This is a genomic window from Mobilicoccus sp., assembly GCF_032060985.1.
GTDB lineage: Bacteria > Actinomycetota > Actinomycetes > Actinomycetales > Dermatophilaceae > Mobilicoccus.
The window spans coordinates 75,194-91,720 of record NZ_DAMBGD010000018.1 but is presented as its reverse complement, the minus strand read 5'-3'; the positions used below and the strand labels follow the sequence as shown (position 1 = coordinate 91,720).

General features: G+C 72.7%; 13 protein-coding genes. 10 read left to right on the top strand and 3 right to left on the bottom strand.

Annotated features, from left to right (window positions below):
• Positions 1 to 204: 204 nt before the first annotated feature.
• A complete protein-coding gene (gene hisC, locus RT054_RS13565) occupies positions 205 to 1,338 on the top strand; it encodes a histidinol-phosphate transaminase (protein ID WP_313024502.1) in 1,134 nt (377 codons plus the stop codon).
• A 34-nt stretch (positions 1,339 to 1,372) separates the two neighbouring features.
• On the opposite strand, the gene RT054_RS13560 is transcribed toward hisC, so the two are convergent.
• Positions 1,373 to 1,891, bottom strand: coding sequence for a hypothetical protein (locus RT054_RS13560; RefSeq protein WP_313024500.1), 519 nt, complete (start codon positions 1,889 to 1,891; stop codon positions 1,373 to 1,375).
• 290 nt (positions 1,892 to 2,181) lie between these two features.
• On the opposite strand from RT054_RS13560, the gene RT054_RS13555 reads away from it, so the two are divergent.
• From RT054_RS13555 to RT054_RS13530, 6 genes are all read left to right on the top strand, one after another.
• Positions 2,182 to 3,384 carry a thiamine pyrophosphate-dependent dehydrogenase E1 component subunit alpha gene (locus RT054_RS13555; RefSeq protein ID WP_312717929.1) on the top strand — a complete coding sequence of 401 codons (1,203 nt, stop codon included), beginning with the start codon at positions 2,182 to 2,184 and terminating at the stop codon, positions 3,382 to 3,384.
• Positions 3,384 to 4,367 carry an alpha-ketoacid dehydrogenase subunit beta gene (locus RT054_RS13550; protein WP_313024495.1) on the top strand — a complete coding sequence of 328 codons (984 nt, stop codon included), beginning with the start codon at positions 3,384 to 3,386 and terminating at the stop codon, positions 4,365 to 4,367. Before RT054_RS13555 ends, RT054_RS13550 begins: the two co-directional genes overlap by 1 nt.
• A 22-nt stretch (positions 4,368 to 4,389) precedes the next feature.
• Positions 4,390 to 6,297 (top strand): 2-oxo acid dehydrogenase subunit E2, encoded by a 1,908-nt coding sequence (locus tag RT054_RS13545; RefSeq protein WP_313024493.1) that lies wholly within the window; start codon positions 4,390 to 4,392, stop codon positions 6,295 to 6,297.
• A gap of 235 nt (positions 6,298 to 6,532) precedes the next feature.
• Positions 6,533 to 7,708, top strand: coding sequence for an acyl-CoA dehydrogenase family protein (locus RT054_RS13540; protein WP_313024489.1), 1,176 nt, complete (start codon positions 6,533 to 6,535; stop codon positions 7,706 to 7,708).
• A gap of 15 nt (positions 7,709 to 7,723) precedes the next feature.
• The gene (locus RT054_RS13535; protein WP_313024487.1) at positions 7,724 to 8,800 is read left to right on the top strand and encodes an acyl-CoA dehydrogenase; all 1,077 of its coding nucleotides are present in this window, start codon (positions 7,724 to 7,726) and stop codon (positions 8,798 to 8,800) included.
• 132 nt (positions 8,801 to 8,932) lie between these two features.
• Positions 8,933 to 9,934 (top strand): LysR family transcriptional regulator, encoded by a 1,002-nt coding sequence (locus RT054_RS13530; protein WP_313024484.1) that lies wholly within the window; start codon positions 8,933 to 8,935, stop codon positions 9,932 to 9,934.
• Here the strand turns inward: RT054_RS13530 and RT054_RS13525 are convergent.
• Positions 9,879 to 10,778: a LysR family transcriptional regulator gene (locus RT054_RS13525; RefSeq protein ID WP_312717922.1), complete on the bottom strand. Its 900-nt coding sequence runs from the start codon at positions 10,776 to 10,778 to the stop codon at positions 9,879 to 9,881. The two genes, RT054_RS13530 and RT054_RS13525, sit on opposite strands and share 56 nt — an antisense overlap.
• Before the next feature lie 111 nt (positions 10,779 to 10,889).
• Between RT054_RS13525 and RT054_RS13520 the strand changes: the two genes are divergently transcribed.
• The gene (locus tag RT054_RS13520; protein ID WP_313024480.1) at positions 10,890 to 12,368 is read left to right on the top strand and encodes a hypothetical protein; all 1,479 of its coding nucleotides are present in this window, start codon (positions 10,890 to 10,892) and stop codon (positions 12,366 to 12,368) included.
• 188 nt (positions 12,369 to 12,556) lie between these two features.
• Here RT054_RS13520 and RT054_RS13515 read toward each other — a convergent pair whose 3' ends face one another.
• Positions 12,557 to 13,435, bottom strand: coding sequence for a maleylpyruvate isomerase family mycothiol-dependent enzyme (locus RT054_RS13515; RefSeq protein ID WP_313024478.1), 879 nt, complete (start codon positions 13,433 to 13,435; stop codon positions 12,557 to 12,559).
• A gap of 27 nt (positions 13,436 to 13,462) precedes the next feature.
• Here RT054_RS13515 and RT054_RS13510 point away from each other — a divergent pair, with 27 nt between their 5' ends.
• Positions 13,463 to 15,598, top strand: coding sequence for a bifunctional copper resistance protein CopD/cytochrome c oxidase assembly protein (locus tag RT054_RS13510; protein ID WP_312717919.1), 2,136 nt, complete (start codon positions 13,463 to 13,465; stop codon positions 15,596 to 15,598).
• Positions 15,595 to 16,497 carry a nitrilase-related carbon-nitrogen hydrolase gene (locus RT054_RS13505; protein ID WP_313024474.1) on the top strand — a complete coding sequence of 301 codons (903 nt, stop codon included), beginning with the start codon at positions 15,595 to 15,597 and terminating at the stop codon, positions 16,495 to 16,497. Before RT054_RS13510 ends, RT054_RS13505 begins: the two co-directional genes overlap by 4 nt.
• The last annotated feature ends 30 nt before the right edge of the window (positions 16,498 to 16,527 follow it).

Sequence of the window (16,527 nt, the reverse complement as noted above, 5' to 3'; positions counted from 1 at the left end):
GGCCCCGCCCCCGTCGTGCGACCCGGGACGACGCGCGAGTGGTGGCCGGTCTGCCGGGTTGGTTCCCACCACGCGGCGCGCCGTGCCATCGTGTGGTGACGACGGCGCGGGAGGCCGACGGCGGTTCGCCGGACCCCTGCGCGGACGCGCCCGGACAGGCCGGATGCGTTCACCCCGCGCCTCCCCGGAACGACAGGAGCGAGCATGACCGACAGCCACGGCGTCACGGAGCGCGAGGCGTTCGACGTCCAGGGCGCCGAGGCGGTCGTCCGCCTCCGGGACGCACTGCAGGGGGTGCCGGTGTACAAGCCGGGCAGGCCGCCGACCGTCGTGCCCGACGTCGTCTCGTACAAGATGAGCAGCAACGAGAACCCCTACCCCCCGTTGCCCGGGGTGCTCGAGGCGGTCGCCGCCTCCGCCGCGCAGATGAACCGCTACCCCGACATGGGCGCCACCGCGCTGCGTGAGGCCGTCGCCGCCGACCTCGGCGTCACCCCCGAGGAGATCGTCACCGGCACCGGAAGTTCCGGCGTGCTCTCGGCGATCGTCGGGGCGGCCTGCGAGGCCGATGACGAGGTCGTCTACGCCTGGCGCAGCTTCGAGGCCTACCCGATCATGGTCGCGCTCTCCGGGGCCCGTTCGGTGCAGGTCCCCGTCACGGCCGAGGGCCGGCACGACCTCGCCGCGATGGCGGGGGCCATCACCCGCGACACCCGCCTCGTCATCGTGTGCAGCCCCAACAACCCGACGGGGCCGGTCGTCACGGCGGCCGAGCTCGAGGAGTTCCTCGCTCAGGTGCCCGCCGACGTGCTCGTCGTCCTCGACGAGGCCTACGTGGAGTTCGTCCGCGATCCCGAGGCCGCGGAGGGCCTCGAGGTCTACCGCTCCCACCCCAACGTCGTGCTGCTCCGCACGTTCAGCAAGGCCTACGGTCTCGCGGGGCTGCGCGTGGGGTACGCCGTCGCCCGCCCGCAGCTCGCCGCCTCACTGCGCAGCTGCGTCATCCCCTTCGCCGTCACCGAGCTCGCCGCCCAGGCCGCGCTCGCGTCCCTGTCGGTCAAGGACGCCCTGCTCGAGCGGGTCGCCGACCTCGTCGAGGAACGCGGCCGCCTGCTCGCGGGGCTGCGGGACCTCGGGTACGACGTGCCCGACACCCAGGCGAACTTCGTGTGGCTGCCGCTCGCCGGACACACCCAGGCCTTCGCCGAGGCCGCCGACGCCCGGGGGCTCTCGGTGCGTCCGTTCCCCGGTGAGGGCGTCCGCGTGTCCGTCGAGGCCCCGGAGGCCACCGACCGCCTCCTCGAGGTCGCCCGCGAGTTCCGCGACCGGATGCCCTGACCGGCGCCGGACGAGGGTGGACCGCGCTCGCGCGTCAGACCGCGTCGCGCAGATCGCGGTCGGCGCGGCGACGGGCGCGCACGTCGGGGACGAGTGTGAGGTCGACGCCGTGGACCAGGGCCCGACGGTCGGAGTCCGCGAGGACGGTGCGCAGCCACCGCGTCGCATTCAGGCTCGTCGCGACGGCGAGTGCGGCGAGGACGACCGCGTCCGCCCAGGGGCGCCACCCGCCGAGGCGCACCATGCCCTCGGTGTCGAGGACGAGGGGGACGACGTCGCCCTCGACGACCCCGACGAGCCCGGGTAGATCGATCGGGCGGGTCGTCGGGACGCCGCTATCAAGGGAGTAGCGCACCGTGCATCCGGGGCCGATCGGTGCGTCGGCGCACGAGATCACCGTTCCCACCGTCCGCGTCGTCCCCGGCGGCAGGCCCGCGGTGGTGACGAGCTCCCCCACGGCCAGCCACCACAGGGTGAGGGCGAGCAGGGTCGTCACGACCAGGGCGAGGATCGTGAGGACTCGCCGCGCGGCGGGGGTGACGTCAGCGGACACGCCCCTCCTATCGACCGGTGTGCCGCCGACTACACCCCGCCCCCGCACCCCCGCCCACCCCACCTCGGACCGGAGGGGAGCGCTCGGACCGAGCGGTACGGGCTCCGGTCTGGACGCCCCCCTCCGGTTCGAGCGCGCCGGCGCTGAGCAGTCGTGCCGACCGCATCCCTGCTGGAGGTGATGTGCGTTACCGTCATTCGGACACGTGCCTGGACGGCCCCGGGTGCGCCGGGCGGCCCCATCCCCGCCGCCCGGGCCGGATCCGTCTCACTCTCCACGAAGGAGTGCGTATGAGCGACAACGGACTTGCGAGGGCCTTCGACTTCGACGGCGAAGGCGTCAAGCACCACGAGACCACCGTCGGGTCTCCCTACTACGACGGCGGCCCGGTCGCGGTCCGGTTCATCGACAAGGACGGCAACCGGATCCGCAACGAGGTCAACCTGCCCTACGACGAGTACGTCGACGCCCTCACCGAGGAGGACGGCCGGGCGTTGTACCGCGACATGGCGCTCATCCGCCGCCTCGACCTCGAGGGCACGGCGCTGCAGCGGCAGGGCGAGCTCGGTCTGTGGCCGGGGCTCCTGGGTCAGGAGGCCGCCCAGATCGGCATCGGCCGGGCGATGAAGCCGCAGGACCACGCGTTCCCCGCCTACCGCGAGCACGGCGTCGCGTGGTGCAAGGACGTCGATCCCCTCGCGATCATGGGGATGTACCGCGGGTGCACCCACGGGGCGTGGGACCCGGAGGAGAAGAAGTTCCACCTCTACACGATCGTCATCGGCAACAACGCCCTCCACGCGGTCGGCTACGCGATGGGCGTGCAGCGCGACGGCGACTACGGCACGGGCGACCCCGAGCGCGACACCGCGGTCGTCACGTTCTTCGGCGACGGGGCCACGGCACAGGGCGACATCATGGAGTCGTTCGTGTTCGCCGCGGTCAACCAGGCGCCGGTCGTCTTCTACTGCCAGAACAACCAGTGGGCGATCTCCGAGCCCAACGTGCGGCAGACGCGCAACCCCCTCTACGAACGCGCGAGCGGCTTCGGGTTCCCGGGCGTGCGGGTCGACGGCAACGACGTCCTCGCCTGCTACGCCGTCTCCCAGCACGCTCTCGAGCACGCCCGCAGCGGCCAGGGCCCGTTCCTCATCGAGGCCTACACCTACCGCATGGGCGCGCACACCACCTCGGACGACCCCACGAAGTACCGCGACTCCGCCGAGGTCGAGCTGTGGCGCGAGCGCGACCCGCTCACCCGGCTCAAGAAGTTCCTCCTCTCGCTGCACGAGACCGAGGAGGCGTTCTTCGAGGAGGTCGACCGCGAGGCCGACGCGTTGGCGGCGAGGATCCGGGCCGGCGTGCAGCAGATGCCCGACCCGCCGAGCTCGATGCTCTGGGAGCACACCTACGTCGACCCCCACGCACCCCTCGCCGAGCAGCGTGCGGAGTTCGAGGAGTACCAGGCCGGCTTCGAGACGCAGGAGGCGTGATGGGCACCAAGCTCACCCTGGGCAAGGGCATCAACACGGGCCTGCGCCGCGCGATGGAGAAGGACCCCAAGGTCCTCGTCATGGGCGAGGACGTCGGCAAGCTCGGTGGCGTCTTCCGGATCACCGAGGGCCTGCAGAAGGACTTCGGCGAGGACCGCGTCATCGACACCCCGCTCGCGGAGTCCGGCATCGCGGGCACGGCCGTCGGTCTCGCCCTGCGCGGCTACCGGCCCGTCGTCGAGATCCAGTTCGACGGGTTCATCTACCCGGCGTTCGACCACATCACGAGCCAGATCGCCAAGATGCCCGCGCGTTCGCACGGGCGGGTGCGGCTGCCGATCGTCATCCGCGTGCCCTACGGCGGCGGCATCGGCGCGGTCGAGCACCACAGCGAGTCGAACGAGTCCTACTTCCTCCACAGCGCCGGCCTGCGGGTCGTCACGTGCAGCAACGCCGAGGACGCCTACTGGATGATCCAGGAGGCCGTCTCCTCCGACGACCCGGTGATGTTCTTCGAGCCCAAGCGCCGCTACCACGAGAAGATGGAGGTCGACCTCGACGCGCCCTCCGCACCGCGCTCGATGGAGGAGGCGGTCGTCGCCAGGCAGGGCACCGACGTCACGCTCGTCGCGTGGGGCCCGACGATGAAGACCGCACTCCAGGCCGCCGCCGCGGCGGAGACCGAGGGCACCTCGATCGAGGTCGTCGAGCTGCGCGGGCTCAACCCGCTCGACATCGGGGCCATCACGTCCTCGGTGGAGAAGACGGGTCGCCTCGTCGTCTCGCACGAGGCGAGCAGGTTCCTCGGCCTCGGCGCCGAGATCGCCGCGCAGGTGCAGCAACGCTGCTTCTACCACCTCGAGGCGCCCGTGCAGCGGGTCACCGGGTTCGACATCCCCTACCCGCCGAGCAAGCTCGAACACCTCCATCTGCCCGACCTCGACCGCGTGCTCGACGGCGTCGACCGCGCGCTCGCGTACTGAGTCCCGGACAGGATTGGGTGACATGGGTATCAAGACGTTCAACCTCCCCGACCCGGGTGAGGGACTGACCGAGGCCGAGATCGTGTCGTGGCGGGTCGCGCCCGGCGACACGGTGACGGTCAACCAGATCGTCGTCGAGGTGGAGACGAGCAAGTCCCTCGTCGAGCTGCCGATCCCGTGGGACGGCACCGTCACCGAGCTTCTCGTCGAGGAGGGGACCGAGGTCGAGGTCGGCGCGCCGATCATCCGCATCGAGGTCGCCGGGGCGGGCGACGAGGGCGCGGGCGGTTCCCCCGCCCCCGCGGCCACCGCCGAGGCCGACGCGCCTCCGCCGGAGGACGCCGGCGGCGGGTGGGGAGGCACCGCCTCCCCGGGCGCCTCAGGGCGCTCCGCCGCGACGAACGTCGACGACACCGCGCCGAACACGAGACCGGGTGCGGGTTCGGCCGCCGGCGGCTCCGCCGGTGGCGGCACGGTCAAGACGTTCGTCCTCCAGGATCCCGGCGAGGGCCTGACCGAGGCCGAGATCGTGTCGTGGCGGGTGGCGCCCGGCGACGTGGTCGAGGTCAACCAGATCGTCGTCGAGGTGGAGACGAGCAAGTCCCTCGTCGAGCTGCCGATCCCGTGGGCGGGTACGGTCGTCGACATCCTCGAGGCCGAGGGCACCGAGGTCGAGGTCGGCAAGCCCATCATCACGATCGCCGTCGACGGCCCGGCCGACTCGGGCTCCGGTGGGCCCGGCCAGGGCGACGCGGGGTCCGCCGAGGCCGAGAAGCGCGAACCCAACCTCGTCGGCTACGGGGAGATCGCGGGCTCGACGACGCGGCGCCGTCGGCGTGGTGCGCCGACCGCGGCCGAGGCCGGGGGCGCCCAGCCCGCAGGAGCCGGCCCGAGGACGCCCTCGGAGAGGCCGGCCTCGACGTCGCCCTCCGCCTCCTCGCCCGCGCCGACCTCGTCGCCGGGCGGCGTGACCATGCGTGAGGGCCGTCCTCTCGCCAAACCCCCGGTGCGCAAGTTCGCCAAGGACAACGGCGTCGACCTCGCCGACGTGCCCGGATCGGGAGCGGGCGGCATCATCACCCGCGCCGACGTCGAAGCGTTCCTCGCGGGCGGTGACGGGCAGGGCCAGGCTCCCTCGGGCGGTGTCTCGGGCGCGTCGGGTGTCCAGGGGACCGCGGCGGCGAGCCCGGCCCGCAGTGGCGAGCGCGAGAGCAGAACCCCGGTCAAGGGCGTCCGCAAGGTGACCGCGCAGGCGATGAGCGCGAGCAAGTTCACCGCCCCGCACGTCACGGAGTTCGTCACCGTCGACGTCACCGCGACGATGGACCTCGTCGAGCGGCTCAAGGCCGATCGGGAGTTCCGCGACGTCAAGGTCACGCCGCTGCTCGTCGTCGCCAAGGCGCTGCTCCTCGCGTGCAAGCGCAACCCGGGCGTCAACGCCCAGTGGGTGGAGAACGACGCCGAGACCGGCGGCCCCGTCATCGTGCAGAAGAACTACGTCAACCTCGGTATCGCCGCAGCGACACCGCGGGGTCTCATCGTCCCGAACATCAAGGACGCCGACGCGATGACGATGCGCGAGCTCGCCGAGGCGATGGGCGGGCTCGTCGACACCGCGCGTGCGGGCCGCACGCAGCCTGCGGACATGTCCGGCGGCACGATCACGATCACGAACGTCGGCGTCTTCGGCGTCGACACCGGTACTCCGATCATCAACCCGGGGGAGTCGGCGATCTTCGTCTTCGGGGCGGTCCGTCGTCAGCCGTGGGTCGTGGGCGAGGGCGCGGACGAGCGGGTCGAGCCCCGCTGGGTCACCCAGCTCGGGCTGAGCTTCGACCACCGCCTCATCGACGGCGACCTCGGCAGCAGATTCCTCGCCGACATCGCCGCGATCCTTCACGACCCCGCCAAGGGTCTCGTCTGGGGCTGAGCCCGGGGGCCGAGGAGGGCGGGCCGTCACCTCGACGCGAGGTGGCGGCCCGCCCATCGTGCGCAGCGGAGAGGTGCGGCTCGCTTCGGCGGGTGGGAGGCGTGCGTGCGTGCCGCTCGAGGCGTCTCCGAACCTTCTCTGACCAGGTCGTATAGGTGCATCCACCCGGCGCCATCGTCAACAGGTCTCATGGAAGCCGTGGAGGGCCCGGGGCTGGGCCTCTAGGTTCGGGGTCATGCAACGACGCCTCTCGGCCGACGACTCAGCCCTGCAACAGACGCTCCGTCATTTCTTCACCGAGGAGTTCCCAGCCGACCTGCGGGAGAAGGTCGCGGCGGGGCGGCGGCTCGAGGCCGACGACATCCGCCGCAGCCAACGCACCCTCGCCGAGGCCGGCTACGCCGCGCCCGCCTGGCCGGTGGAGTGGGGTGGCCGGGACTGGACCCCGCTGCAACGGCACATCTGGAGCACCGAGATGCAGGCGGCGGCCGTCATGCCACCCCTGCCGTTCAACGTGGCGATGGTCGGGCCGGTCATCCAGACCTTCGGCTCGCGGGAGCTGCAGGAACGATTCCTCCCCAAGACGCTCACGGCCGAGATCTGGTGGTGCCAGGGCTTCTCCGAGCCGGGCGCGGGCTCCGACCTTGCCGCCCTGCGGACGACTGCGGTGCGCGACGGGGACCACTACGTCGTCAACGGGCAGAAGACGTGGACCACCCTCGCCCAGCACGCCGACTGGATCTTCGCCCTCGTCCGCACCGACCCCGCGGCGCCCAAGAAGCAGCAGGGCATCTCGTTCCTTCTCATCGACATGAGAAGCGAGGGCGTCACCGTGCGTCCGATCCGCATGCTCGACGGGGGCGTCGAGATCAACGAGGTGTTCTTCGAGAACGTCCGCGTCCCGGTCGATCAGCTCGTCGGTGAGGAGAACCGCGGGTGGACCTACGCCAAGTTCCTCCTCGGCAACGAGCGGGTCGGCGTCGCGAACAACGGCATGATCAAACGTCTGCTCACGGGGCTCAAAGACCATGCGGCGCAGGTGCGCACCCCCGAGGGCTCCCTGCTCGAGGAGCCCGTCGTCGCCGCCCGCTTCGCCGAGATCGAGTCCCGGCTCATGGCCCTCGAGCTCACCGCGCTACGCACGAGCGCGACCTCCCACGACGGCCGCCCGGACCCGGCCTCCTCGATCCTCAAGCTCGTCGGCTCGGAGCTGCAACAGGAGGTGCTCGAGTTCGCCGCCGACATCGCCGGCCCCATGTCGCTCGTGTGGGACGAGCTCGACTCCGTGCCCGACTGGGCCTCCGTGACCGTGCCGCTCGACCTCAACTACCGCAAGGCCACGATCTACGGCGGATCCAGCGAGGTCCAGCGCATGATCGTCGCCTCCACGATCCTCGGGCTGAAGGGCTGAGCCATGGACTTCACGATGACCGATGAGCAGAAGGCCCTTCGCGATGCCGTGCGCGGCGTCCTGCGTCGCCACGGCAGCCCCGCGGCCGAGGACGGCCGTTCCGCCGCGCCCCCGCCGCACGACGCGACCCTCTGGGAGGCTCTCGTCGAGGTCGGCGTCCCCGCGTTGGCGTGGGCGGAGGACGACGGCGGCGTGGGCGCGGGGATCACCGACCTCGCCGTCGTCGCGACCGAACTCGGCCGGGCCCGTCTCCAGGTGCCCCTCGCCGAGACCCTCGTCGCCGGCACCATCGTCGGCCGTCTCGCCACGGACGAGACCCGCCGCGAGATCCTCGGTGCGCTCTCCGAGGGCAGCGCGTTGCCGCTCCCGGCGCTCGACGAGCCGCTGCGGCGGTGGAGCCCGACACCGACGGACGTCACGGCCACCGAAGGCCCCGACTCCTGGACGCTGTCGGGCACCAAGGCCCCGGTCCGGTACGCCCCCGCGGCGACGCACCTCGTCGTCAGCGCGGCGACACCGGACGGGTCGGGTCTGTTCCTCGTCGAGCGACCCGAGGTGGCCACCGAGGAGGTCGTGCTCGACGGCACTCCGGCGACACGTCTCGGCGAGGGCCCGGAGGCCGACCGGGTCCTGCGCGAGGCCCTCTCGCTCGGTGCCGTCCTCCTGTGCCACGAGGCCGTCGGCGCGATGGACGAGGCGCTGCGCCTCACGAGCGACTACCTCAACACCCGCGAGCAGTTCGGGGTGCCGCTCGCGCACTTCCAGACCCTCACCCAGCGGGCCGCCGACATGTACGTCGAGCTCGAACTCGCCCGCAGCAGTGCGCTGTACGCGGCGATGACGGCCGACGACGAGCCCGAGGACGTCGACACCGTCCTGCGCACCCGGGTCGTCGTCGACCGCGCCGCCCGGCACATCGGGCGCGAGGCGATCCAGCTCCACGGCGGCATCGGCGTCACGGCCGAGTACGCCGTCGGACATCTCGCCGCCCGCCTCGCCGACATCACGCGCACGTGGGGCGACTCCCGGACCCACCTCTCCGACCTCGCCACCCGGATCGCGGATCACGGCAGCGTGGACGTCCTCGCCTGAGACGCCTCGCGGAGGATTCGGCGCCGACGCCTCGGGCACGGTGGACGGGAGGCCCCGCGCCGCCACGACCGGTCCTCGTGTCGCCGAGCCGAGCCCTGGCCCCCGCCCGGCCCCGCGGGTAGCGTTCCTCGCATGGACCTGCAGAAGATCGAGTACTTCCTCGCGGTCCGTGACCACGGCAGCATCAACGCCGCGGCACACCAACTCGGGGTCGCGCAGCCGACGATCTCGGCGGCCCTGCGCTCCCTCGAACGGGAACTCGGCGTCGACCTGTTCCACCGCATCGGCCGCGGCGTGGTGCCCACGTCGGCCGGGCACGCGCTCGTCGGTCCGGGCCGACGGCTCGTGCGGGCGCTGTCCTCGGCGGCCACCTCGGTGGACCTCCGGGAGGAGCACCTCCGCGGCACCCTCGACATCGCGCTCGTCGCCCCGGTGGCCGCCGGGGCCTTCGTCGAGATGCTCGCCGCCTTCCACGACCGTTTCCCCTCGGTGCAGGTGCGCCTGATCCGCATCCGCACCGATCCGCAGGGCCTGGAGATGCTGCGCGAGGGCGACGCCGAGCTGCTCTGCCTCCATCTGCCGTTGGAGACCGCGGTGGGCGGGCGCCCTTGGGACCTGCGGCTCGACGTCCTCCCCCTGGGCCGGCAGGAGTACTGGTACGCGGCGCCACCGGGGACGCCGGGCCTGCCGCCGCCCGGCGAGGCGGTGCCGTTGCGGGCGCTCCCCGACATCCCGCTCGTCATCGTGCCCGACGGCGCGGCGGTCGCCGACGTCATCGAACGCGAACTCGCCCAGGTGGGGCGGGTCGCGCCACCGGCCGCCGTGCTCGAACACCGGGAGGCACGGATGTCGTTCGTCGCCCGCGGGATCGGTGCGACGTTCCTCGAACGCTCGATGCTCGAGGCCGCGAGCGACCTCGGCCTCGAGTGTCGACCCACCGTGCCGGCGATCCGGCGGGAGTTCGGGCTCGTCTACTCCGGGGACGAACTCTCGATCGTGGCGCGGGCCTTCACCGAGTTCGCGGCGACGTGGGTCGAGGACGCGCCGGGGGAGGGGACGACCATCGCGGGGGAGGGGGTCACGGTCCCGGCGGCCGGGACGTCGACGACGGGGGCGGGAGGAGGATCTCGGTGAACGCCCGCGCGGCCGGTGACAGCGGCCCGTTGCGGTGGACGACCCCGACCCGGCGGGTGAGGACCGGCTCGGTCTCGAACACCCGAACGCCGCGACCTCGCGCGCGGCCGAGGTCGAGATGCAGGGGCAGGATCGCGGCGCCGACGCCGAGACGCACGAGTTCCCACATCGCCTGCGGGTGGGCGCTCCACATCACCACGCGCCCGCCGTATCGGTCGACGACGCCGCTCTCGGGGGTCTGACCGGCGCTGTCGCCCCACTCGGCGACGAGGGGGACCTCCGCCAGGCGCGTGAGCGGGAACGGGTCGGGCATCCCGGCGGCCGAATCGGCCGAGACGGCGAGGCCGAAGACCTGTTCGGGCAGGGGGTGCACGAGGAGTGATCCCGTGGGCACCTCGAGGTGGGTGAGGCCGATCTCCGCGCGGCCGGAGCGGATCTCGCCGACGACCGCCGCCGCCGAGCCGGGCTGACTCACATGGAACTGGATGTCGGGATGCCGCTGCCGCAGCCGGGACGCGGCGGCGGGCAGCGGGTCGAGGGCGAGCAGTGGGGTGGTCGCGACCCGCAGCCGCCCGGCCCGCAGGTCCCGGACGGCGTCGACGCGCTCTCGGGCGCGGTCGGCCTCGCGCAGCGCGGCGCGGGCACCGGCCTCGAAGGTCCGCCCGGCCGGGGTGAGCGTGAGCGAGCGGCCCGACCGGTCGAACAGCTCGACCCCGACCTCCCGTTCCAGGGCGCGGATGGCCTGGGACAGCGACGGCTGCGCGATGAACAGCGCCGCCGCGGCCTTCGTCACACTGCCGTGGTCGACCACGGCCACGAAGTACTCGATCCGGCGCAGGTCCACCCCGGGAGCGTAGCGACCGCACGCGCCGGGTGCGGGTCGGGAACAGGTGGGGCCCGGCGACCTGCACGTTCGTGCCGAGACGCCCGTCCGGGATCGTGCCAAGGTAGAGGTATGAGCGATTCCACCGGTGTGGTCATCCCTCTCTCGGACGGGCGACGCAGCACGTCGGACTTGGGGAGGGCGGTGGTCGCGGACGCGCTCCGGGGTGTCGACCCGGCCGGCGCCGATGCCGCCCGGGGCGAGAAGGACTGGCGCAAGCGCTATCCCGCGCACTTCCGGCGCCTCGTCGAGGACGGCCTCGGCTCACCCGAGATCGCCCGGCGCATCGCGGCCGACGGGCTCGCCTCGTTCGCCTCCCGCATGCGGTGGTTCACCCCCGGACGACCGGAGATCCCGCTCGCCGAACGTCTCGCCGAGGGCGCCGACGAGCCCACTCGGGACGAGGGCCCACTCACCACCGAGACCGTCGTCGGCGTCGGCGCCCCCGAGACCGACCTCTCCGTGCCCTACCGCGGCACCCGCCTCACCGGCGACGACCTGCGTCGTCAGCTCGACGACTGGGTCGTGCGCGGCATCGTCGAACCCGACCTCGCCGACGCCGTCCGTCGCGTGCAGTACCACCCCGAGTGGCTCGCACTGCCGGATCGCACGGTGCTCGTCCTCGGCGCCGCCTCGGAGATGGGCCCGCTGCGCAGCCTCCTGCGTTGGGGCGCGGACGTCGCCACCCTCGACCTCCCGCGCCCGGAGCTGTGGACGGCGCTGCTCCCCGATGTGCGCCGGTACGCGGGGACCCTCCACCTGCCGATGCAGGACACCGAGGTGCGTCCGGTCGAGGGGCGCGCGGGCGCCGATCTCCTCCACGACCTCCCCCGCATCGGCGCGTGGGTGGACGACCTCGCGCCCGGCCGGGGGCTCGTCCTGGGCAACTACGTATACGCCGACGGGGCCCTCAACCTGCGCCTCTCCGCTGCCACCGACGCCCTCACCGTGCGCCTGCTGCAGCGGCGGGACGACGTCGCGCTCTCCTACCTCGCCACGCCGACCGACGTCTTCGCCGTGCCGCCCCCCGCGGCGGCGCACTCGCGGGATCGGTACCGGCGCCGCCGGGCGCGGGCCCTCACGGCCGGCGTGCGGACGCTCAGTCGTGGCGCGCTCTACCGCCCCGGCTACCCCGAGACCTACGACGGCCCGGGCGTCACCGACTGCATCGTCCCCCAGCAGGGCCCGAACTACCTGCTCGCCAAGCGGGTGCACCGCTGGCGGGCCACCGACGCCCGCGCGGCCGGGATCCCCGTCGCGTTCGCCGTCGCCCCACCGACCCGCACCCGCTCGGTCGTGAGGAATCGTGCCCTGGCCGCGGCCTACGCCGGCGCCCACCGGTTCGGCGTCGAGGTGTTCGACCCCGCGACGAGCAACACGCTCATGGCCGCGCTCCTCGTCCACGACCTCTGCGCCGACGTCCCGGCCCGTCCGCACCCCTGGGAGGACGAGGCCGCCCACGCGGCCCACGGCGGACTGTGGCGCACGGCCTACGACCCGCGCAGCGTCCTCGCCATCGCCGCCGCGACCGGCGTCGCCGCACGTCACTGACGCGTCGCCACCGGGCCGCGCCCAGGAGCGAACCGCGCCCGGGAGAGAAGCTCACGGCACGGATGCCCCTCGGCCTCGGTCCCGGAACACCGATGACACCGGCCGCCCGATACGAGCGCCCCGTCGGTCCGGGGGAACGACGGGGCGCGAGGGGTGGGCCGGCGACGAGCGACGCCCGAGGGCCTGCGTCAGGGGGTGATGACGAGCGCGTCGAGCACGCGACGGGCGACCTCGTCGTCACCGTGCACCGAGTAGTGCAGTTCGCTGGTCGCGCGGCGGCCGGCGGCACGGCGCGTGAACGCCTCGGTGCTGATCTGGATGCTCGTCGTCTTGCCGATGACGGGGATGGGCCCGGTCTCGTCGGTGCCACCGCTGAACATGAGGGAGCCGTGCGGGCGCCCGTCCTCACCCTGCTCGACGCGGACTCCGGTGCGCGCGACGACGGGCCCGGTGAGCTCGATCATGACGACGCGACCGGTGGGCACACCGGCCCGGCGGACCACGATCATCGGCAGCGCGTCCATGACCGTCTGACAGAACGTCGCCGCGGCGAGGGAGTCGAGGTTGCCGGGTCGACCGAGGGCGGCGCGGATGTCCTGCTCGTGGCACCACAGGTCGTTGACGCGCACGCGGAGCGCCTTGAGCAGCGGCATCGGGCCGGGCGGCATCTCGATCATCACGCTGTCGAGGTCCTCGGGCTCGTTGTCGCGCAGGTCGCGGAGCTGACCGAGTCGGCGGTTGACGACGGTCTGCAGCTCGGCGACGACCTCCGAACCAGGGCGCGGACGGCGCAGCTCGACACCGGCCTCGATCGCGCGGTTGAGTTCGCTGTGCAGGTGGGGGTGGTCGGGGACCTCGACCTGCGGATCGGGCCTCCCCATGAGCATGGACTCGGCCGAGACGATGTGCGACAGCTGATCCTTGACCGTCCAGCCCGGGCACTCCGTGGGCTTGTCGAAGTCACGATCGGTGCATGGGAACGCAAGGTCGACGATGGCCTGGGCAGTCTGCGTGTAGGCATCGACGAGACCTGACAGATCTTCGGGAGCGGCCGGGTGCATGGGCATGGCCTCAGCCTAACTAGGCTGGTCGCCATGGCCACTTCGGAACGGGTCCGCAGTTCTCACGCCTCGGCGCAGGCGTCGTCACCGACGGCCGCGGTCGCGGCGGCGGAAGGGGCGTTGCGGACGTCGGTCCTCGCGCTCGCGGGAGTGGTCGCCCTCGTCGCGATGGCCGTCGGCGGGACCGTCGGCGGAATCTTCCAGCCTCTGGTCGGGTTCGACGACGGCGGGGCGCTCGCCCGCTGGGGGGTGCCGATCTCCCGGGTGATCCTCGACGTCTCCGCGGCGGCGACGATCGGTCTCCTGCTGCTCGCCGGGACGATCGTCCCCGAACGCGTCTCCACCGACCGACGCCGCGCGGCGTGCCGACTCGCGGTCGTCACCGGTTCGGTGTGGGTCGTCGCCTCTCTGGCCGCCATCGTCTTCGGGATGTCGAACGTCTCGGGCATCGCGATCACGGACCCGGCCTACGGCGGCCAGCTCGCCTCGGCGCTCGACTTCGACTACTTCCGTGCCGTGTTCGTCTCTGCGCTGCTCGCGCTCGGCGCGACGTTGTGCGCCCTCGCCGCACGGACGACGACCGGGATGACGTGGGGCTCGGTCCTCGGTCTCGTCGCGGTGCTCGTCCTCGCGCTCACCGGCCACTCCGGAGGCGCCGCCGCCCACGACACCGCGGTCAACTCGCTCGCCGTCCACATGGCCGCGGCCTCCGTGTGGCTCGGTGGACTCATGGCGATCGTCATCCTGCGGCGGAGCCTCGGGGTCGATCTCCCGATCGTTGTCGCGCGGTACTCCACCCTGGCGCTGTGGGCGTACGGCGGCATCGTCGTCTCCGGCGTCCTCAACGCCTCCCTGCGGATCGCCGCCCCCGCCGATCTGCTCACGCCCTACGGCCTGCTCCTGCTCGCCAAGGTCACGGCGTTCGTCATCCTCGGGTTCGCGGGCTGGCGGATGCGGGCGGCGATGATCGGTCGGCTGCAGGCCGACCACCGCGACAGCAAGGCGTTCGCGACCCTCGCCGCCGGGGAGATCGCGCTCATGGCCCTCGCCGCGGGTGTCGCCGTCGCGATGTCGCGCACCGCCCCGCCGGTGTCCCAGCAGGTCTCCCCGGACGTCGTCACCTCGCTCACCGGCTACCCCGACCCGGGCGGGCCGCCCACCGGATGGGACTGGTTCACGACCTTCCGCCCCGACTGGATCTTCCTGTTCGCCTCGATCCTCGCGATCGGTCTGTACACCGCGGGCGTCGTCAAGCTCCACCGGCGGGGCGACACCTGGCCCGTCCACCGCACGCTGCTCTGGATGATCGGGTGGATCGCGTTCGTGTGGACCACCTGCGGGGCCCCCGGCGTCTACGGCCGGCTCACGTTCTCGGCCCACATGATCATGCACATGATGCTGACGATGGGCGGCCCGGTCCTCATGGCCTTCGGGGCGCCGCTCACGCTGGCCGCCCGCACGCTCACGGCGCGCAAGGACAAGACGATGGGCCCGCGCGAGATCATGCTCGCCACCGCCCACTCGCGGTGGATGAACTTCTGGGCCAATCCGGTCGTCGCCGGGTTCAACTTCGCGGGCAGCCTCTACATCTTCTACTTCACACGGCTGTTCGACCTCGCCCTGCGCACCCACGCCGGGCACATGATCATGGTCGTCCACTTCATGCTCGCCGGGTACGTGTTCGCGTGGTCGCTCGTCGGCGTCGATCCCGGCCCCCGCCGTTGGCCGCCGTCCCTGAGGCTCGTGCTCCTGTTCGCGACGATGTCGTTCCACGCGTTCTTCGGTGTCGTCATCACCTCCTCCGCCACGTTGCTCGGCGGTGAGTACTTCCGCCAGCTCAACCTGCCGTGGGTGGGCGACCTGCTCGCGGACCAGAAGGCCGGCGGCCTGATCACCTGGGGCATCGGCGAGTTCCCGATGCTGTTCCTCGCGTTGCTGGTCCTCGCGACGTGGATGCAGGCCGACGAGCACGAGGCCAAACGGTCCGACCGACAGGCCCTGCGCGACCACGACGCGGAGCTCGAGGCCTACAACGCCTCCCTGCGGCAGCGCGGCGAGGCCCTCCGACGGGCCGAGGAGGTCGAGGAGGCGCGATACCGGGCCCGCCACGAGCACGCGCACGGCCGACGGGGTCACGGTTCGCCCGAGTCCGGAGGCGGGCTCGCGTGACGTCGGCCGAGCACCTGCGGGTCGCCCTCGCCCAGGTCACGTATGACGGCGAGGAACGGGAGGGCTCGGTCGCCGACAGGGCCCGCGGGGTCGCCGCCGATCTCGCCGCACGGTTGGCGGGGGAGGAGGTCGACCTCGTCGTCCTGCCCGAGCTGTGGGCCGTCGGCGCCTTCCGCCCACGCACCTGGGCCGAACGCGCCGAGTCCCTCGACGGGCCGACGTCCGCGGCGATGGCCGACCTCGCCCGCGACACCGGCGCCCTCGTGCACCTCGGGTCGATCCTCGAACGCGACACGGACGGCGCCCTGCACAACACGTCGATCGTCCTCACCCCGACCGGGGAGCGCCTCGCGACCTACCGCAAGATCCACCGCTTCGCCGCCGGCGGGCTCGAGGGCGAGCTGCTCACCGGGGGTGAGGAGGTCGTCGTCGCGGACCTGTCCACGCGCACCGGCGCCACCGTGCGCGCCGGCCTGTCGATCTGTTACGACATGCGCTTCCCCGAGCTCTACCGCGCCCAGGTCGCGGCCGGCGCCGAGCTCATGGTGATCCCCGCGTCCTGGCCACGACGACGCATCGGCGTGTGGGACCTCCTGCTGCGAGCGCGAGCCGTCGAGAACCAGTGCGCCGTCGTCGGGGTCAACGCCGTGGGAGTCGACGGCCGCACCCCGATGGGCGGACGCAGCGCCGTGATCGACGCGTGGGGAGAGTCCGTCTCGACACCGATGGGCGGTGGTGAGGACGAGGGCGAGGGGGCCGCCGCCCCGACGCAGGTCGCCGTCGTCGACGTCGACCTCGCCGCCGTCCGGGACGCCCGGGAGTCCTTCCCCGTCCTGCCCGATCGGCGCATGTCGGTGGTCGCGACCCCGTCGCCCGAGAGGCGGCCGGGTCCCTCCTGAACGTGGGCTCGCTCACCTGCCCTAGGGTCG

What these genes read in the sequence shown, in the direction of transcription:
- hisC (WP_313024502.1), top strand. Translation starts at nt 205, where the DNA reads ATGACCGACAGCCACGGCGTCACGGAGCGCGAGGCGTTCGACGTCCAG.
- RT054_RS13510 (WP_312717919.1), top strand. Translation starts at nt 13,463, where the DNA reads ATGGCCACTTCGGAACGGGTCCGCAGTTCTCACGCCTCGGCGCAGGCG.
- RT054_RS13545 (WP_313024493.1), top strand. Translation starts at nt 4,390, where the DNA reads ATGGGTATCAAGACGTTCAACCTCCCCGACCCGGGTGAGGGACTGACC.
- RT054_RS13555 (WP_312717929.1), top strand. Translation starts at nt 2,182, where the DNA reads ATGAGCGACAACGGACTTGCGAGGGCCTTCGACTTCGACGGCGAAGGC.
- RT054_RS13550 (WP_313024495.1), top strand. Translation starts at nt 3,384, where the DNA reads ATGGGCACCAAGCTCACCCTGGGCAAGGGCATCAACACGGGCCTGCGC.
- RT054_RS13530 (WP_313024484.1), top strand. Translation starts at nt 8,933, where the DNA reads ATGGACCTGCAGAAGATCGAGTACTTCCTCGCGGTCCGTGACCACGGC.
- RT054_RS13520 (WP_313024480.1), top strand. Translation starts at nt 10,890, where the DNA reads ATGAGCGATTCCACCGGTGTGGTCATCCCTCTCTCGGACGGGCGACGC.
- RT054_RS13535 (WP_313024487.1), top strand. Translation starts at nt 7,724, where the DNA reads ATGACCGATGAGCAGAAGGCCCTTCGCGATGCCGTGCGCGGCGTCCTG.
- RT054_RS13540 (WP_313024489.1), top strand. Translation starts at nt 6,533, where the DNA reads ATGCAACGACGCCTCTCGGCCGACGACTCAGCCCTGCAACAGACGCTC.
- RT054_RS13515 (WP_313024478.1), bottom strand. Translation starts at nt 13,435, where the DNA reads ATGCCCATGCACCCGGCCGCTCCCGAAGATCTGTCAGGTCTCGTCGAT.